The 17,393-nt window shown below is 58.2% G+C and carries 12 protein-coding genes; 6 read left to right on the top strand and 6 right to left on the bottom strand.

All coding sequences use genetic code 11. The features are described 5' to 3' along the window. Positions 1-69: 69 nt before the first annotated feature. From ACM6IV_RS05025 to ACM6IV_RS05010, 4 genes are all read right to left on the bottom strand, one after another. Complete coding sequence (locus ACM6IV_RS05025; RefSeq protein ID WP_414868983.1) at positions 70-552, bottom strand: DUF4265 domain-containing protein; 483 nt, start codon at positions 550-552, stop codon at positions 70-72. Beyond that, positions 542-5,227: an RHS repeat-associated core domain-containing protein gene (locus ACM6IV_RS05020; RefSeq protein ID WP_414868982.1), complete on the bottom strand. Its 4,686-nt coding sequence runs from the start codon at positions 5,225-5,227 to the stop codon at positions 542-544. Before ACM6IV_RS05020 ends, ACM6IV_RS05025 begins: the two co-directional genes overlap by 11 nt. Further along, positions 5,224-8,130, bottom strand: coding sequence for a type VI secretion system tip protein VgrG (locus ACM6IV_RS05015; RefSeq protein ID WP_414868981.1), 2,907 nt, complete (start codon positions 8,128-8,130; stop codon positions 5,224-5,226). Before ACM6IV_RS05015 ends, ACM6IV_RS05020 begins: the two co-directional genes overlap by 4 nt. A gap of 126 nt (positions 8,131-8,256) precedes the next feature. After that, positions 8,257-8,772, bottom strand: a complete 516-nt coding sequence (locus ACM6IV_RS05010) for an Hcp family type VI secretion system effector (RefSeq protein ID WP_008084998.1) — start codon at positions 8,770-8,772, stop codon at positions 8,257-8,259. A gap of 431 nt (positions 8,773-9,203) precedes the next feature. Between ACM6IV_RS05010 and ACM6IV_RS05005 the strand changes: the two genes are divergently transcribed. After that, positions 9,204-10,025: an aldo/keto reductase gene (locus tag ACM6IV_RS05005; protein WP_414868980.1), complete on the top strand. Its 822-nt coding sequence runs from the start codon at positions 9,204-9,206 to the stop codon at positions 10,023-10,025. A 25-nt stretch (positions 10,026-10,050) separates the two neighbouring features. Further along, the gene (locus tag ACM6IV_RS05000) at positions 10,051-10,521 is read left to right on the top strand and encodes a DUF1810 domain-containing protein (protein ID WP_414868979.1); all 471 of its coding nucleotides are present in this window, start codon (positions 10,051-10,053) and stop codon (positions 10,519-10,521) included. Here ACM6IV_RS05000 and ACM6IV_RS04995 read toward each other — a convergent pair. Further along, positions 10,486-12,846 (bottom strand): DNA polymerase II, encoded by a 2,361-nt coding sequence (locus tag ACM6IV_RS04995; protein WP_414868978.1) that lies wholly within the window; start codon positions 12,844-12,846, stop codon positions 10,486-10,488. The genes ACM6IV_RS05000 and ACM6IV_RS04995 overlap by 36 nt on opposite strands. 198 nt (positions 12,847-13,044) lie before the next feature. Here ACM6IV_RS04995 and ACM6IV_RS04990 point away from each other — a divergent pair, with 198 nt between their 5' ends. Beyond that, positions 13,045-13,485, top strand: coding sequence for a CBS domain-containing protein (locus ACM6IV_RS04990; protein ID WP_016775372.1), 441 nt, complete (start codon positions 13,045-13,047; stop codon positions 13,483-13,485). Between the two features lie 127 nt (positions 13,486-13,612). Here ACM6IV_RS04990 and ACM6IV_RS04985 read toward each other — a convergent pair whose 3' ends face one another. Next, positions 13,613-14,236, bottom strand: coding sequence for a glutathione S-transferase N-terminal domain-containing protein (locus ACM6IV_RS04985; protein ID WP_414868977.1), 624 nt, complete (start codon positions 14,234-14,236; stop codon positions 13,613-13,615). Between the two features lie 1,111 nt (positions 14,237-15,347). Between ACM6IV_RS04985 and ACM6IV_RS04980 the strand changes: the two genes are divergently transcribed. The 3 genes from ACM6IV_RS04980 (at position 15,348) to ACM6IV_RS04970 (ending at position 17,327) form a co-directional block, all read left to right on the top strand. Beyond that, complete coding sequence (locus ACM6IV_RS04980) at positions 15,348-16,172, top strand: energy transducer TonB (RefSeq protein ID WP_414868976.1); 825 nt, start codon at positions 15,348-15,350, stop codon at positions 16,170-16,172. A 67-nt stretch (positions 16,173-16,239) separates the two neighbouring features. Beyond that, on the top strand, positions 16,240-16,926 hold the full coding sequence (locus ACM6IV_RS04975; protein ID WP_414869602.1) for a MotA/TolQ/ExbB proton channel family protein: 687 nt from the start codon (positions 16,240-16,242) through the stop codon (positions 16,924-16,926). Then, positions 16,926-17,327: an ExbD/TolR family protein gene (locus tag ACM6IV_RS04970; RefSeq protein WP_414868975.1), complete on the top strand. Its 402-nt coding sequence runs from the start codon at positions 16,926-16,928 to the stop codon at positions 17,325-17,327. The genes ACM6IV_RS04975 and ACM6IV_RS04970 overlap by 1 nt, the downstream gene beginning before the upstream one ends. Positions 17,328-17,393: the final 66 nt, after the last annotated feature.

Raw genomic sequence — 17,393 nt, 5'->3', positions numbered from 1 at the left:
AGTACCGTTGACTGAAAGCTCACTTTCCCAAGCGTTGATCGCAGCCAACCAAAACGCTCCTCAAACCAGTCAGCTCTGCAGCCACCAATTCAGAAGCGTTTCATCATCTTCGTCATCAATATTTTTATAGATATTGGCGTAATACCATTCGAGCCCCGTTTTCTCGCGAAACCGATCAAAAAACTCATTGATTTTGTCCATGCCGTTGCTTGAAGGCACAGCCAACGAGAGATTGCCTTCGAAAACGCCATCAAGCGTTCCACCCAGCTCACGGCCAACATCCGTTTCGAGTTGTGCAATGACCTCCTCGGGAATGTAGTCGGCGTAGATATGAATACAAAAATTCCCTCCGCGCTTCAGGACTTCGGCGTGGGTGTTTTTGTTCTTGATCGAGATGACGTCACCTCGAGCCAAATTCAGCGCAAGACCGGGTGAGGAAAGCAGCTCATAAGTATCCGACCCCATCGCAACAGCAGGGAGTTCCTCGAATACAGGACTATCGTCATTTGATACAAACACCTGAATCAGAACAGGCAATTCTTTATCGTCCATATGGCGCTCCACAACTTCCACGTTCGACACACGACATGCCTTCTTTCACGTAACCACTATTTCCCGCACTCAGGTTACACGATGCGCCCTCAAGATCTACGTTGACATCAGCCAGGTTGCCGCCATTTGAGGTGGCCACATTTTTATGCCCCAAGTGCATGTCATCAGGATTTGTTGAGGTATGCCCGCACCGCCAGCACTTGTAAACGCCCACCGGCTTACTTTTATCGATGAGTTTTTTGCGACATGCCGCCTGCCCTTTTCGACTGCCTCCGCCGACTTTACTCGCAGCAATATCTTGAGGCGAGGCTCCAGCGCCGTCTTTCAGCGCGCGCTTGGATGGCGGTTTCTTCACCAACCCCAAAGGGTCTACCCATTGGGTTGGGTTAGGCGCGTATTGATGAAGATTTATGCCACCCATCAGACCTATCGGGTCTTTAGAGATGAAGCGACCTACTTGAGGGTCGTAGTACCTGTATCTGTTGTAGTGCAAGCCTGTTTCATGATCATGGTACTGACCTTGGAAACGAATTGGATTGCTCAACCCCTGCTGTACTGCTGAGGCTGATGTGTGTTCTTTTACCTGGCCCCAAGCCTTGTACTGAGCGCTCCAGGCGACCTGACCATCCTGATCGGTTAGCTCTAACGGTGTGCCTAAATGGTCACACTGATACCAGGCCAAGACATCAAACGGCTGTGCTCTAGGAGCGTGACTCCAAAGCGGATCAACCTCGAGACTCTCGCCACCGACATATTCAGGCTGATTTAACAGATCAATCGAGGCGTGCCTGATCGCTTGAGCCACCGGAACAAACGTGCCGGGTTCATAAACGTAATGGACTGTGCGCCCAGTCCCCCCATCGACTGGCGCAGGACTGCTTTCCCAGGAGAGATTATCTCCGTCCCACCCGTACAAAGTCAGGCCGCAGCCAAGCAAACGCTGAAGACGTCCCTGCTCATTTTTATTCCAGTGAGAACCTGCTTCAGGACGATTTGTATAATGGGCGGTTGAATGCTTATACAGCCGGCGACCCAAGGCGTCGTAGGCATATTTGACCGAGAGACGATCATCCTCGAAATGAACCAACCTATCGAACAGGTCCCATTGCAATCGACTGCGTTGACCATTTTGCCAACGCAGCGTCTGATTGCCACGATCGTCGTACTCGTAATGGGTGCCGACGTATTCACGTAGAAGATTGTCTACCAACCTGCTACGTATTGGGGCCTGATCAAGAGGCCGGCGTACTTCTGTCACCTTTTCATCGAGCAGGTTACTGGCAGGATCGAAAGCAAATTTTTCAACCCCGAGCCGGCTTGCTGCACTGATAAGCCGTCCTACTGGATCGTAACGATAGGTCAGCGGTCCGCGACGCGTGTCGTTTAGCTCGGTCAATTGGCCGACCGCATCGTATTTGTATTCGCGCTTCAGCAAAGTGGAGTTGTCATCACTTCGGCTTAGCAATTGCTCCTGCAGGTGACCTGCCGGGTCCCACTTTTGAGTCTGGCGCAGCCGATTGCCTTGATGACGAACGACCTCACGATGTAAATCATCTCGTTCATAACCGACCAACTCGTGATCATCCAGTTTTAACGCAAGCAAATGCCCACTGCCGTACGTCAACCAGCTCACCCGGTGACCATCCGGGCGGGTCGTAGCGACACACTGGTTGAGGGGATCGTACTCATGCCTCCAGATTGCTACGAGCGGTGCATCCAGACTCTGATAATGCTGATGCTCTCTGATCAGATTACCGGCCAAATCATAGAACCACAGCAATCGGCTTTGGTCATTCGTGGCCAAAACCATGTTGCCGTTACCGTCATACGCAAAGGATTCACTCTGAGACATATTGCCCAAGCGCGCATGGCGTTCGACAAGCCGTCCCATGGGGTCAAACGACATCGAAATGACGCGCTCACCGCTGATGGCTCTCGCCAAACGCCCGCTCTCAGAATCGTACTGATAGCGCGTAGCAACGCCATCGAATCCTTTTTCCTCAAGCAACCTTCCGACAGGATCATAGTGAAATTGGGTGCGCTGCTCGTTTTCGTTTTCCAGCGCGATAAGACGGCCTAGCCGGTCCCAACGGTAACGAAGCGTTTGCTCGCAGGCGTCTACTCGCTCGGCAACCAGCCCCGCGGCGTTATAACTCCATGTCGTACAGCGATCCAGACCGTCAGTATGAGCCAGCAGACGCCCTTCGGCATCACGCTCGAATCGCTCCTCGGTTTTATCTGGATGCGTAATCAAGGCGATATGTCCAGCCTTGTACTCATACTTGGTGCTTAGTCCTGCTGCATCGGTAAAACAGATCATCTGACCGCGATCGTTGTATTCCCATTCGCTGGTCTTGCCAGAGCAGTCGGTATATTTCAGAAGCTGACCAGCATCGTTGTACTCAAGCGCTTTCTCATTGCCGATTGCATCCTTGATAGCGATCAACTGACCTGCTTTGTCGTAGGCATACTCCGTCTTGTTTCCAAGAGGATCGACCGACTCCACCAAATTGCCGGCATCATCGTATGCTCGCTGCCACTGCCCGCCTTCTGCATCACTAACCTTGATCAGTTGATTAAGATCATCGTAGGCGTAGTGAGCGACACTGCCGTCGGGACTGATGTGTTCGAGCAAATTACCGCGCTCGTCATAGCTGTATCGATCGGAGGTACCGTCTGTATGAACGTGACGAATGATGTTTTTCGCGTCATCGCGAAATAACCACTCTGAACGTTCATCGGCATACCGGATCCGGTAGGTGTAACCCTTGATGTCGTAGTAATGCCAAGTCTCATTGCCATGGGCATCAGTGACGTATGTCAGACGGATGTTTTCGTCCCATTCCAGGCGAGTATCGAAGCTGCCGTCATCCGCCCACTCGCGCACAGCCTTGGCGTGCGACGTGTGGCCATCCCACTCCAGATTCAAACCTCGGCCGGTGCGATCGGTATATCGAGTCAATAAGTGATGCTGATACTGATAACTCCAGGCAGCACCGTTTTCATCTTGTGCCTGGATCAGATCGCCGTGGATGTTGTATTGGTAATTACACAATTGCCGTACGGGCGCGCCGTCACGGATCTCCCAAAGACCGGCCAACCGTCCTTGATCATCAAGCAGGGTTCCAACGTGCAAGTGGACCTGCGTGATATCCCCTTGATAGGTGATCAGGTCAGACAATACCAGGGCATCCCCGTGCCGATGCTCGTAGTGCAGCATCAGCCCCGCACCACTGCGCATTTTGACATCCGTCAGCCAGAAGGAACGACCACGACGGACATAGGTTTCTTTGCGCTCAAAACCGAAGCAAACCAGCAGTTGATCCTCACCGGATCGAACCAGCGTGAGATTTTCAACGGCGTCATAGTGAAAGAGGCCTACCTTGGGCAAAGGGAAATCGATGTCACGACCGTCGGCTCCAAAAAAAACCAGCCCATCGCCCTTGCAGTCGAATCGGGTGGTGAACTCTGTCACCCACCGAGCGCCCAGTTCGCCATTGTCAAAAGCATCGAACCGGGAGCTGTAGGTACGCACCCATTCAATAGGAAATGGACCTGGCAGGCTGAAATCGGTATGGCTTAGCGACTCGGAGCCCAACGCAAAGCTAATACTGTTGCAAGTACCCGCGCATGCACCATTTTTCTGGCCATTGGCGTTGGCATTCGCAGGAGCCTGACGGCTGCTGGCTTCGAGCCGCCCTTCACCTGCTTTGTTCTGCGCCTTACTGGTGGCGTTGGGTTTAACGCTAGCGCTCTGTCCATGCCCACGACGCTTGCGCCAAGTCACCACAGCACCGCTGAGCATTTGCAACAACCAACCAATGGAGTGACGCGTTCCCGGGTCACCTAGCTTGCTCAGCTGGGATTTGATCTCCGGTCCCATGGCTCTCAATGTGCCGGTGTGCGTCATCACCAGTTTTTTAGCCTGGTCCGGCAGGAGATTCCTCGCCGCGCTGTTGGCAACTCCTTTACCCACGGCTTTGTAGGCACTGAATGCAGCCCCAAAGATATTGCTGATCGCCGCCTTGGGATCGCTGAGGAGCTGATTGCCCGCCGCCGTGATCTTCTGTCCCGCCGCGCGCGCATCGCCTTTTGAATCGAGCTTGCCATTTACAACGGCCTCGAGACCCTTAGCGATTTCGGTGACTGCACTCTCGCCGAGTTTTCCAGCATCGGCGAGAATGCCCGAGAGCTTGCCTTGAGCCTGTTTCACGAAGTCATCGATCGTGCCGACAATGGTGGCGTTCAAGTGCCCGACCAGCACTTCGATCATTGAATCGCCCAACAGCATCTTGGCGCTATTACGCAATTCCTGACGTACCAAAAACAAGGTCGGACGCAAACTCATACGAGCAGCAGCCATGGTAGGAGGGGCTGGCAAAACACCGATCAGGTTGATCCCTAGGCTGACCCAATCAAGCAACTCCCGCTGCTTGCTTTTGGTAAGCGTGACGATGTCGCCAAGCGCGTCGACCAGTGCCATGATGTTGCCTACAACCGGCAATGATCCGGCGACCCCTTTGATTCGATCGAGCGTGACCACATCACCGCTGATGGATCGCAGCCAGGCATCAAAGCGAGCAGCACCACGACCTACGTCCTGCACGTCCAGCGTGTTGAGCGGAACGACGGCGACCTGCGGCTCGCGCTTCTTGGCGACGGCAGCTTCAGTCATGACAGCACCTCTCCATTCGACAGGCCAGGTGCTTTGAGCGAAGGTTTTGGCAAGGATGGTGCCGGCAGACTTGGCAGCTTGCCCGCCTTGCTTGCTGCACCAAGGATGCTCGATGCACTAGGCATTGCCGCACTCGCCAGTTTTGGCAAGCCAGCCACTCCGCCCTGTACAGCACCTTTGACCTGTTGCGCCGTTTGCATTGCACCTTGTGCCGTCTGAACAGCACTCATCCCTGTCTGAGCCATATCCTTGCCCTTCTCCAGCACATCCCAGCTCTTGCTCGGCAACACTTGAGCAACCATTGCTTGCACTTGGCTTGGAGCTTCGTCCGCACCCGGTGGATTCAACGGCCATTCCGGCTTACCGATGTAACTGCCATCGCTCCAGGTGTCCGCCGGATCCTTGCCGAACAGCACACGTGCCGGCCCCGGTGCGGCGCCAGCGACGCTGGCGAAACCCTTGCCGTCTAGCTTGCCCTTGATGCTTTTGCCCAGGGCATCGATGACTTCGTAATCGCCGTCCTTGATGCCTTGGCGCCCGGCGTACTGGTTGAACAATTCCAGATTGCCCTTGCCCGGTTTCGGCGGTTCCGGGAATACCCCGGCGAGACTTTTCGCGCCGGTGTAGGCGAAGTTCGCTGCGTGCGCGGTGTACGGGCCGCTGGTGGCGTGGGTGATGCCGCCGGCGTTGTAGGTGGTGGCGCTGCCGCCGCCCTGGATCACCAGTTCGGTTTTCGCGGTGATGGTGATGCGGTCGGCGTTGGCGGTGATGTTGAGTTTGGCCAGCAGGTTGATGCTGTCCTTCAGCGCACGTACATCGATGTCGCCGGAGGCCGCGACCAGACGCCAACCCATGCTTTGCACGAACAGGCGCATGCCACGACTGGCACTGGCGAGCAGGCGTTTGCCGATCGACAGGCTGGTGTGGCCGGTGCTGCTCAGCGCCAGGTGTTCGCCGGTGGCGATGTGGCTGGAGCGCGGCGTGGTCAGGGCGATGCCGGCGGGACTCGCCAATACCAGATGCGGTTCGGTGAATTCGGGGAATTCGTTGGCGGTGAGGTTCGCCGGACCTGAGCCGAGCACGCCTTGATGCTGGGCGTGCAGCGCTTTGGCGACGTCGTCCTGATCGCCGGCTTCCTGGGCCTGAAGCTCTTTGGCTTGCACGGCAAAACCGTCTTGCTGGTCGCTCGCGGTGGCGAGGCGTTCAGCGGTTTCCGGCAGGTCCTTGTGGTGCTTGGATTCGTTTGGACGCGGCTCGGTGGTGATGAGCAGGCCGGCACCGGCACGTACCGCACCGTGGCGATCGGTTCTTAATTCAAAACCTTCGCCGCGCGGCTGACCGCCGCTCGGGCGCGGATGGGTCAGGTAACCGAGGTTGATCGCGCTCGCACCGTGGTCACTGCGCAGCGCGATGCTGATCTCGCTGGTGGTGTCGTCGATGCGTAATTCGTTGGCGCGGCTGCCCTTGTATTCCTTGCTCTTGACCGTGGCCAGGGTCTTGAAATCAGGCAGTTTGTACGGCGGCAGATTGGCGCCGTGGTACAGGCAACCGGTGATCAGTGGCTGATCGGGATCGCCTTCGAGGAAGGTGATCAACACCTCCATGCCGACCCGCGGAATATTGATCGAGCCAAAGGTTTCCGCGGCCCAGCTCGACGCCACCCGCATCCAGCAACTGGTCATGTCGTCGTGCTTGCCTTCGCGGTCCCAGAAGAACTGCACTTTCACCCGGCCGTACTGGTCGCAGTAGATCTCTTCACCTTCGGGGCCGCAAACCACAGCGCTCTGTGTGCCGAGGACTTTCGGTTTCGGGTGATCGAGCGGCGGACGGTAAGGCACGTCCCAAGGGATGGCGCTGAAGCGGTTGCGGTAGCCCTGGTGGAAATCGTCTTTATTGTCGGTGGTGTCGCTGGTCACCGACTCCTCGAGTACCTGAGGCTGTTTGCCTTCGTGGAATATTTCAGTGAGCAGCCAGAGGTCGTTCCAGGTCGGATTGGTGTGGTCGGTCAGGGCGAGAAAATGCCCGCTGACCAGAATCGGCTGATCGCTGTTGCCCTCGGCCAGACGATAGTCGCTGCGATGGCGTTCCAGTGCGCGATTGGCCAGATGCTTGCCGCGCTCGCGATCGACGAAACGGCCCGGGTAATCGTAGTCTTCGAGGTCCGGTTGCGCGCTGCTTTTGGCATCGCTTTCCAGCTCGATCTTCGGTTTGACGAAGTCGTAATCGCGGCGCGTGGTGCGGCTGGTGCGGGTGGCCAGACGCAGGCCGAAGCGCTTGACCACCGGTTTGTCGGCAACCAGTCCGGAGTCCTGCTGATAGGCCACTGGCGCCAGTTTCGGGAACACCGTCTGGTCATCGCCGAAGGTCAGCTTGTGGCCGCTGGACGTGTGCTGGAAGTGGTAGTGAATCCCCTCCTCCTCGCACAGGCGCTGGATGAAATCCAGGTCAGACTCGTCGTACTGCACGCAGTAGATCCGTTCCGGATAAATCGCGCTGAGCTGAAAGTGGTAATCGCTGGCGAGGATGCCGTGTTCTTCCAGGACCTGGCTGATGATCTGCTGCACGGTCATCTGCTGGAAAATGCGCTGGTTGACCCGGTGCGCGAGGTAGGCCAGTTGCGGGCGCAGGGAAATCTTGTAGCGGGTCAGGCGTTTGCCCGCCTCGCCCTGAGCGATGCTGTAGACCAGCCCGTGAATGCCGGTACCGCTCGGCGACAGCTGAAGAAACGCCAGTTTGTGCAGCACGCTTTCGAGGTTGATCGAGGCCTTTTCGCTGACCAGTTCCAGCTCGAATTCGAACGGCGTGTTGAGGGCCTCACGACCGGTGAAGGACAGCACCTGGAAACCGCTGTCGATGCCATCGACGGTCAGATTGAAATGAGGCTGGTTGGCCGGTGAGAACATTCCCTTGTCCCTCGCGCAGTGCTGCGACGCGCCTCAGGGTGCATGAACCTGAGGCGAAAAAATCCTTGATCGAACAGTGAACTCGACCAGTCAGGCTGGTCGAGTCGGTAGCACCATCAGCCGTAATTAAACGACTGGAGCACGCCAGTCATCGGAACCCGAAGTACCGGATACTTCGTGGGTCCAGGTGATTTTGCGGTAGGTGAACTGCACTTCTTCCAGGTGGGTGAAGTGCGCGTTGCCTGGGTCCTGGCAGTTGTGCATTTTGTTGTTGATGGCGACGATGATCGCGTCTTCCAGTTTGGTGGTGTAGTAGTGCTCTTGGGTGCCTTGAGCCGAAGTGCGGTACCACTGGATAACGATTTCGCTCATGCGCTCGCCGGAGGTCAGCGCCGCTTGCAGCAGAGGCGAAGCTTTGTCGTAGACCTTGGTGATGACCACTGGTTTGTGCACGCGCTGACCGGTTGGCTGACCGGATTGCGGGTCACGCGGGATGATCACGTCGTGGGTGAAAGCCTGCACCATGACCTGGTCTTCGTGGCCTTCCTGAAAGGTGTTGCCAACGGAGTCGGCGGTGAATGCGCCTGCAGTGATCAGGCCTTGTTTTTCGCCAGTGACGGACATGTACGCTGGTGTTGCCATGGGGATGCTCTCCTTGCTCAAAAAGACGTACCCGGCGGGCACCATTGCCCACTAGAGTGGCCATGAGCCATCAAAGTTCATGCCAGCTTTTATGCAACCCATACAGATCAAGGCTTTGCGGCCATCGATTCACTTTTCTTGACGCTAAAACGATGATAAACCTAGAGAGGTGCGCAACTTCTTGCGCAGTGGTGTGCAAGAAGTTGCGCACTTGGCTACAGATCACGAACGACGTGGCCTCCAGCGACATCGACGGGCAAAACCGCGCAAGCACTGCGCAACTTTTTGCGCACTTGCGAATGACTTAAAAATCCTCGAACCAACGACGCTTCGCCATAAATGACTCGACACTCCGGCACTGCTCATTCGGAACCCCTGAGCTATCCTGCTGCCCACTAAAAGGTATCGACACATTCAGCAAGGAGGTTTGCATGCGTACCCTCGAATTGGCCGGCGTAGAGGTTCCAGTCATCGGTCAGGGCACCTGGCGTATGGGCGAAGACCGTTCGGCGCATACGCGCGAAGTAGCGGCGCTGCGCACCGGGATCGAGCTGGGCATGACCCTGATCGACACCGCTGAAATGTACGCCGAGGGCGGCGCCGAAACCGTCGTCGGCGAAGCCATCGCCGGCTGGCGCGATGAGGTGTTTCTGGTCAGCAAGGTCTACCCGCACAACGCCAGCCGCAAAGGCATACCGCAAGCTTGCGAGCGCAGTCTGCGGCGGCTCGACACCGATTACATCGACCTCTATCTGTTGCATTGGCGCGGTCAGTATCCGCTGGAAGAAACCGTCGAGGCCTTCGAACGTCTGCGCAAGGACGGCAAGATCGGCCGTTGGGGCGTGTCGAATTTCGATGTCGGCGATCTCGAAGAACTCTCAAGTTCGGCCTGCGCGACCAATCAGGTGCTCTACAACCTTGAAGAGCGCGGCATCGAATTCGATCTGCTGCCGTGGTGCCAACACCAGCGCATGCCGCTGATGGCCTACTGTCCGATCGGCCAGGGAGGCGCGATGCTTGCCGAGCCGGTGTTGAAAGACATTGCCGCTCGTCACGGCGTAACCCCGGCACAGGTTTCGCTGGCGTGGATTCTGCGTCAGGATGGTGTGATTGCGATTCCCAAGGCTGTGCGACCGGAACACGTGCAACTCAATGCACACGCCGCGCAACTGCAACTGGAAGCCGGGGATCTGGCGGCGCTGGACCAGGCGTTTCAAGCGCCACAACGCAAGCAGCGGCTGGCCATGGTCTGAGCCAGCGGCTGGCGAGGGCTTCGCGATGAGAAGCACTGATCAGTACGACCCGTTCAACCTGCAACGTTTTATCCAGGCTCAGGATCCAGTGTTCGAGCGCGTGCAACGCGAACTCGATGAGGGCCGCAAACGCAGCCACTGGATGTGGTTTGTGTTCCCGCAGTTCGCCGGCCTGGGCGGCAGCGAAATGTCCCGGCGCTTCGCCATCGGTTCGGCCGAGGAAACCCGGGCTTATCTGGCTCACGAACTGCTCGGCGCACGCCTGCGTAGCTGCACACATCGGGTGCTGAAAGTGCAGCAACGTTCGATCGCGGAGATTTTCGGCCATCCCGATGACCTGAAATTTCACTCCTCGATGACCCTGTTCGCGCAGTTTGCCGCGCAAGACAGCGTGTTCAATCAGGCGCTGGAGCGCTACTTTCACGGCATTCTCGATGAATGGACGCTGCAACTGCTCGACTCAAAACAGGCCCAGTTGCCCCCCGATCAGGGTTGAGAAATCGTCGTCGACAAACGGCAGAATCGCATCCGCCACCGGTTGCAGCTGCCGGGTGATGTAGTGGTCGTAGTCGATTGCGGCGCGGCGCACCTCCAGCGGCTCGGGACCTGCCAGGGTGATCACATAGCTGATCCAGCCACCGTTCTGGTATTGCCGTGGTCGCCCGTGTTGGGCGTTGTAATCATCGGCCAGCCGCGCCGCGCGCACATGGGGCGGCACGTTGCGTTCGTAGTCGTCGAGAGTGCGGCGCAGGCGTTTGCGGTAAACCAGACGATCGTCGAATTCGCCCGCGAGGGTTTTGCGCACGTAGTCGCGCACGTAATCCTGATAGGGCTTGCGCTGGAAAATCCGCTCGTAGAGTTCCTGCTGGAATTGCCGAGCCAGCAGCGACCAGTCGGTGCGCACGGTTTCCAGGCCTTTGTAGACCATTTCATCGCTGCCATCGGCGCGGGTGACGAGGCCGGCGTAGCGCTTCTTGCTGCCCTCCTCCGCGCCGCGAATGGTCGGCATCAGGAAGCGTTTGTAATGAATTTCGAATTGCAGTTCGAGGGCGCTTTCCAGGCCATATTCATCACGCACATGCGCGCGCCACCAATCATTGACGTGCTTGACCAGCGCATGACCGATAGTCGCCGCTTCTTCCTGTCCGTGCGGGCGACGCAGCCAGACAAACGTCGAGTCGGTGTCGCCATAGATCACCGCGTGGCCCTGCTCTTCGATCAACTTGCGCGTGCGCAACATGATCTCGTGACCGCGCAGGGTGATCGACGAGGCCAGGCGCGTATCGAAGAAGCGGCAGCCGCTGGAACCGAGCACGCCGTAAAAGGCGTTCATGATGATCTTCAGTGCCTGCGACAACGGCGCGTTGTGCTCACGCTTGGCGGTCTCGCGACCCTCGGCGACGCGCGAAACGATCGCTGGCAAGCAATGCCGGGTACGTGAGAACCGCGCCCCTCGGAAACCCGGCACCGAATCGGCATCGTCCGGGTGCTGCAAACCTTCGATCAGCCCGACCGGGTCGATCAAAAAAGTGCGGATGATCGACGGATACAGGCTCTTGTAATCAAGGACCAGCACCGATTCGTACAAGCCCGGTTGCGAGTCCATGACAAAACCGCCGGGGCTGGCCTGCGGCGGGTTGGTGCCCAGGTTCGGCGCAACAAAACCCTGGCGGTGCATCAACGGCATATACAAATGCGTGAACGCCGCCACCGAACCGCCGCTGCGATCGGCCGGCAATCCGGTGACGCTGGCGCGTTCGAGCAAAAAGGTCAGCAGTTCGGTCTTGGCGAAGATCCGCGTGACCAGTTCGCAGTCCTTGAGGTTGTACTTGGCCAGCGCCGGTTTGTCCTCGGCAAACATGCGGTTGATTTCGTCCATGCGCTGGTACGGGTTGTCGATGGCCTTGCCTTCGCCGAGCAATGTCTGGGCGACATTTTCCAGACTGAATGAAGGGAAGCTCCAGGTCGCCGAACGCAGGGATTCGATGCCGTCGATGATCAACCGCCCCGCAGCCGAGGCGAAATAGTGATTGCGGCTGCCGTGTTCGCGCCATTGCATCTCTTCGCCGCCACGGCCGATTTTCAGCGGCACGCCGAGGCGGCGCGCGTGTTCGTGGAGGATGCGCAGGTCAAACTGCACGACGTTCCAGCCGATGATCGCGTCAGGGTCGTGGCGGGCAAACCAGTCGTTGAGTTTCTTCAGAATGGCGGTGCGCGAGTCGCAATATTCGAGGTCGAAGTCGACGATGCTGTCATCGCCATTCGGCGCGCCGAGCATGTACACCTGACGCTGGCCGCAGCCTTCGAGGGCGATGGAGTACAGCTCGCCGGTTTCGGTGGTTTCAATGTCCAGCGAGACCAGCCGCAGTTTTGGCCGGTAATCGGGGTCAGGTTTGAGCTGGGCGTTGAGCAACACGCCATCGGCATCGGGCGTGCCGCTGAACCGCACCGGCGCGGTGATAAAGCGCTCCATCAGGTAGCGCTCCGGTGGGCGCACGTCGGCTTCGAAGACGTCGACCCCGGCGCGGTTGAGCGCGGTTTCCAGGCGCATCAACTGGCCATGTTGCTGGCAATACAGACCAAGCACCGGACGATGCTCGAAATCCTGCAGCGCCAGCGGGCGCAGTTCGACGTTCTTTTCGTCGTGCAGCAGGCGTTCGGCCGCTTCGCGCTGCTCAGCGGGAATAAACGCCACCGACGGCTGATGCGGCAGGCGCACATGGCGCGGCCCGGCGTCGGTCGCCAGCCAGAACTCGACTTCGGTGCCGGCCGGGGTATCGCGCCAATGCCGGGTCAGGACGAAGCCCTGATGTAAATCCACCACTGCAACCTCAAAAATGGAATCAGAAGCGCATTCTACGCGGCATTGTCCGGGAGGGCCCTGGCGATAAATCACCCGCAGACAGGGAAAAACCGGGCAAATGACGTTTTTTGCGCGTTATCTGCCGCTTTGCCACCTTGCCCTGCGCGCTTGTGTCTACGATGCTTGGAGAACAACGACAACACCTGAGTAACCGCCATGAAGACCGTCGCCCAACTGCTCAAGCTCAAAGATCAGAAAAATCAGGAAGTGCACCAGATCAAACCTGATCACATGGTGCTCGAAGCACTGATGAAGATGGCCGAGAAAAACGTCGGCGCCTTGCTGGTGGTCGAAGACGATAAAGTGGTCGGCATCATCAGCGAACGCGACTATGCGCGCAAATTGGTGCTGCACGGTCGCTCATCGGTCGGCACTCCGGTGCGCGACATCATGGTCAAGGACGTAATCACCGTGGACACCCGACAAACCGTCGACACCTGCCTGGGCATCATGTCCGACAAACGCCTGCGCCACTTGCCGGTAGTGGAGGACGGCCAGTTGATCGGCTTGCTGTCGATCGGTGACCTGGTCAAGGAAGCGATTGCCGAACAGGCGGAGCTGATCAAACAGCTGGAGCAGTACATCCGCGGGGAATAACTTTTCAGAATCATCCCCTAACCCTGTGGGAGCGAGCTTGCTCGCGAAAGCGGTGGGTCAGAATAACAAGCGTCGACTGACACTACGCTTTCGCGAGCAAGCTCGCTCCCACAGGGTTCTTTGGTGCTCAGGCAGGCCAATGCCGCGCAAACACCGGCGCCAGCACCGGATGCCGGTCAATCCGCTGCAGCCACGCATAAAACCCCGGTCGCGTCTGGCGCAAATGCTCGCGGCTGCCCGCCCAGCGCGTCACCACCGCCGCCAGCACATCCAGCGCCCCCGGCGTTTCGTCATCCAGGTACAACTCGGCGGAAAACTGATCGGCAAACACCTCCCAACTCCAGTGTAAACGCTCGCGCGCGCCGGCGATCAGGTTCTGCCGCGAGGCTTCGTCGGGCCTCAGCAGCCAGCGCTCCGGATAATCGATGACGCCGATCGCCGCGTAGCAGTTGCTGACGATGTAGACCAGACCGCGAATCGCCTGATCACGATCCTCCGCCTTGGCCGGCAGCAAACCGGACTTGGGAAACGTCAGGCCGAGATGAATCAGGATCGCCGCGCTCTCGGTGATGGCGCTGCCATCAGGCAGTTGCAAGGTCGGTATCTGCTTCAGTGGATTGAGCTGGGCCAGTGCCTCGGCGGCTTCGGGACTGGCTTCGATATCAATGAAGCGGTAAGCGATCTGGCACAGTTCCAGCGCCGCTTCGATGGCGGCTGCGCCTGAATTTTTGTGCCCATAGAGCTGGTACATATCCAATCCCCCCGAAAAAGACCATTGCCACAGGGTAGATGGCTGTAGCGTGGCTGTAGAAATAATCTGCCTGTGTATCGGTTCTGGCACGGTTTTCCCATGCACTCGCGACTTGCGAAGTCAAACCTCGCAAACAGCGCTGGCGGTGCCCATCCCGCACCAAGAGCAATCATCGAACGCTATCCGCGTTCTTGTAAGGTGCGATACCGAACCAAAAGTTCGCGTATCCGAGCTGGCAACAAGGAGTTCACCGCGTGAATCTTCAAACGCTCTGCCGCTTCATCCTCTGCTTACGGGTTTGTGCACAACGCCCAGTTCATTCGAACAGTCCCGGTGGCCAACACCTTTACTTTATTACCTGAACTCACGACTGCGTGCACTGTGTGCGGCGATGACGTATTCGCCGACAGCAGCGTGCTATTTATTTTTTAAATATGACTCGAAAGCTTATTGCGCAACTTCGGCATTAACTGAATGAACACAGGATTGTCGAACAATAACTTTCGACGATTTGGCAAATGCACCAAAACTGCTCCACTGACTTCATCTGTTGAGCATTACAAACATAGCTTTCATTTAAACAAGAATAAGGAACATACCCCGTGACCCGCTAAAACATTGACCCGCACCAAATCAGTCCGCCGCGCACCAGCAAGTGCCCCGGCTGCCAGCCAAGCCGCCGCTCTATCCCGCCGTCCAGCGTGATACCGCGCAGAGCCTGACTCGCCTCTGAAAAAGCTCCGCCAAACGGAGTAACGGGGATCTGCGCACTGGAGAAAAATCACGACAGTGGCAAAACTTATATAAATGCGACATGGGTAACACTGATGAAATAAGCGCTGTACATTTCAGCAATATCTGGCACAGCGGTTGCTATGTGTTACAAGCATGAGACACCGACAGTGATCTCACGCAATAGAACAACCAGGGAATGGCTAATGAACACTCGAAGTCGATGGCGCTAAGCCAGTAAGTTTGCACAAGTCCTGTTAATAGATAGTTGAACTATCGGCTTTTGCACACCTTGAAGAAAGTTGCACCCACCCACTCGAGCATCTCCTGGATGTTCGGACGGCACCTTATTGCCCTTCATCAACCCGAGGGAGCTTTAATGAACGACGCGGTAAAGCACAGATCCCTGCCGGGGCCGTTACGGGAAGCGCCGATCCCGCCGGTTTCGGGCGGGCCGGCCTTTAAAGCCAATACCTCGCAACCCGGTGGGCTGAATAAACAGCAGATGGTGTTGTTGGTGGCGGTGTCGGCACTGATACATGGCGGCGCCTGGTGGTTTCTCCAGCAGTCGCGAACCGAGCCGCTGCCGACGCCGCCGCAGATTCCGGAAATGACCGTCGAGCTGACCAGCGCGACGCCACCGGCACCGCCCACACCGGAACCACCACCGCCACCGCCGCCCCCACCACCTCCGGAACCGGAACAACCGGTGGAAGACGAAGACGCGGTCAAGCCACCGCCGAAACCGGTGGAAAAGCCCAAGCCGATCGAAAAACCGAAACCGGTCGAGAAGCCGAAACCGGTGAAAAAGGTCGAGCCGCCGAAAGCCCCGCCCGCTCCGGCACAACCGGCGGCACCTGCCGCACCGGCCACTCCGAGCGCGCCGCCGGCACCCGCCGCTGCGCCCGGTCCGGTCAAGGAATCGGCCGCGATTTCCGGCCTCGCCAGCCTCGGTAACCCGCCGCCGGAATACCCGTCACTGGCGCTGCGGCGCAACTGGGAAGGCAGCGTGGTGCTGCGCATTCAGGTGCTCGCCAACGGTCGCGCCGGCTCGGTGACGGTGACCAAGTCCAGCGGCAAACCGCAACTGGATGACGCCGCGGTCGCCGCGGTGAAGAACTGGAAGTTTATTCCGGCCAAACGCGGTGACACGCCGATTGACGGCTTCGCCACCCAGACCATCGATTTCAAATTGCCGCAATAACCGAACGCTCACTCAACGCACAACCGAATAACGCAAGCGAGGTGTCACCATGAACGATTTGTCTTCGATGATTGTCCCCGGCGTGCTCTGGGGTCTGGTGCTGTTTTCCGTGGTCAGCTGGGCGATCCTGCTGGTCAAGTCGGCGCAATACCTGCGGCAGAAAGCCCAGAACAAACAGTTCACCAAAGCCTTCTGGGGCGCGCCGGATCTGCTCACCGCCGCCGAACACGCGAGCCAGTATCCGGGCTCGCTGGCGCGCATTGCCAGCAGCGGTTTCGAGGCGCTGCTGGTGGAAGATTCGCCGCGTACCACGCAGCAATTGGCACACACCATCAATCGCGCGGATCGCCTGGAACGCAACCTGCGTCAACAGATCCAGAAGGAACGCCGCTCGCTGGAAAACGGCCAGGCGATCCTCGCCAGCATCGGCAGCACCGCGCCGTTCATTGGTTTGTTCGGCACCGTGTGGGGCATCATGGAAGCGCTGAAAAGCATCGGTGAAACCGGTTCGGCCAGCCTTGAAGCGGTGGCCGGGCCGATCGGCCACGCGCTGATCGCCACCGGCGTGGGTATCGCTGTCGCGGTGCCGGCGGTGCTGATTTACAACTTCTTCTTACGCCGTCTGAAACTCGCTTCGGCGGACATGGACGACTTCGCCCATGACTTCGACGCCCTCGCCTCGCGCAGTGCGTTTTCCATCAGCCGCCAGGCCATCGCCAGCAAAACCACGGCCGCCGTGCGGGAGGCCAGCTGATGTCGTTCTCCACTCAAGACAGCGATGAAGTGCTCAGCGAGATGAACGTCACGCCGCTGGTCGACGTAATGCTCGTGTTGCTGGTGGTGTTCATCGTCACCGCGCCGCTGATGACCAACGCGATCAAGGTGAACCTGCCGAAAACCGACGCCGTCGCCCCCGCCGAAAAGAAAGACCCGGTGGTGGTCAGCGTCGATCAGGACGGCAAGTTCTATCTGGCCAAAACCGAACTGGCCCCGGAATCCCTGGAAGCCAGCCTGAAGGAGGTCAAGGCCAAGGACGCTGACGTACGCGTGCAGCTACAGGCCGACTCCGCCGTCAATTACGGCCAGGTAGCCAAAGCCATGGCGTCGATCGAACGCTCGGGCATTACCAAAATATCGGTGATGACCACCCACTGAGTGCGGTGCCGGGCGCGCCTCTTGGGACGCGCCCGGCACCGCTCGTTGACTCCCGTCGCAACCCGC

Origin of the sequence: Pseudomonas sp. IT-347P, assembly GCF_949768005.1 — a bacterium.
GTDB lineage: Bacteria > Pseudomonadota > Gammaproteobacteria > Pseudomonadales > Pseudomonadaceae > Aquipseudomonas.
The sequence above is the reverse complement of the archived record's forward strand: the minus strand, read 5'-3'. Positions and strand labels throughout refer to the sequence as shown.

What these genes read in the sequence shown, in the direction of transcription:
- ACM6IV_RS04985 (WP_414868977.1), bottom strand. Translation starts at nt 14,236, where the DNA reads ATGTACCAGCTCTATGGGCACAAAAATTCAGGCGCAGCCGCCATCGAA.
- ACM6IV_RS04980 (WP_414868976.1), top strand. Translation starts at nt 15,348, where the DNA reads ATGAACGACGCGGTAAAGCACAGATCCCTGCCGGGGCCGTTACGGGAA.
- ACM6IV_RS05015 (WP_414868981.1), bottom strand. Translation starts at nt 8,130, where the DNA reads ATGTTCTCACCGGCCAACCAGCCTCATTTCAATCTGACCGTCGATGGC.
- ACM6IV_RS04970 (WP_414868975.1), top strand. Translation starts at nt 16,926, where the DNA reads ATGTCGTTCTCCACTCAAGACAGCGATGAAGTGCTCAGCGAGATGAAC.
- ACM6IV_RS04975 (WP_414869602.1), top strand. Translation starts at nt 16,240, where the DNA reads ATGATTGTCCCCGGCGTGCTCTGGGGTCTGGTGCTGTTTTCCGTGGTC.
- ACM6IV_RS04990 (WP_016775372.1), top strand. Translation starts at nt 13,045, where the DNA reads ATGAAGACCGTCGCCCAACTGCTCAAGCTCAAAGATCAGAAAAATCAG.
- ACM6IV_RS05010 (WP_008084998.1), bottom strand. Translation starts at nt 8,772, where the DNA reads ATGGCAACACCAGCGTACATGTCCGTCACTGGCGAAAAACAAGGCCTG.
- ACM6IV_RS05025 (WP_414868983.1), bottom strand. Translation starts at nt 552, where the DNA reads ATGGACGATAAAGAATTGCCTGTTCTGATTCAGGTGTTTGTATCAAAT.
- ACM6IV_RS05005 (WP_414868980.1), top strand. Translation starts at nt 9,204, where the DNA reads ATGCGTACCCTCGAATTGGCCGGCGTAGAGGTTCCAGTCATCGGTCAG.
- ACM6IV_RS05020 (WP_414868982.1), bottom strand. Translation starts at nt 5,227, where the DNA reads ATGACTGAAGCTGCCGTCGCCAAGAAGCGCGAGCCGCAGGTCGCCGTC.
- ACM6IV_RS05000 (WP_414868979.1), top strand. Translation starts at nt 10,051, where the DNA reads ATGAGAAGCACTGATCAGTACGACCCGTTCAACCTGCAACGTTTTATC.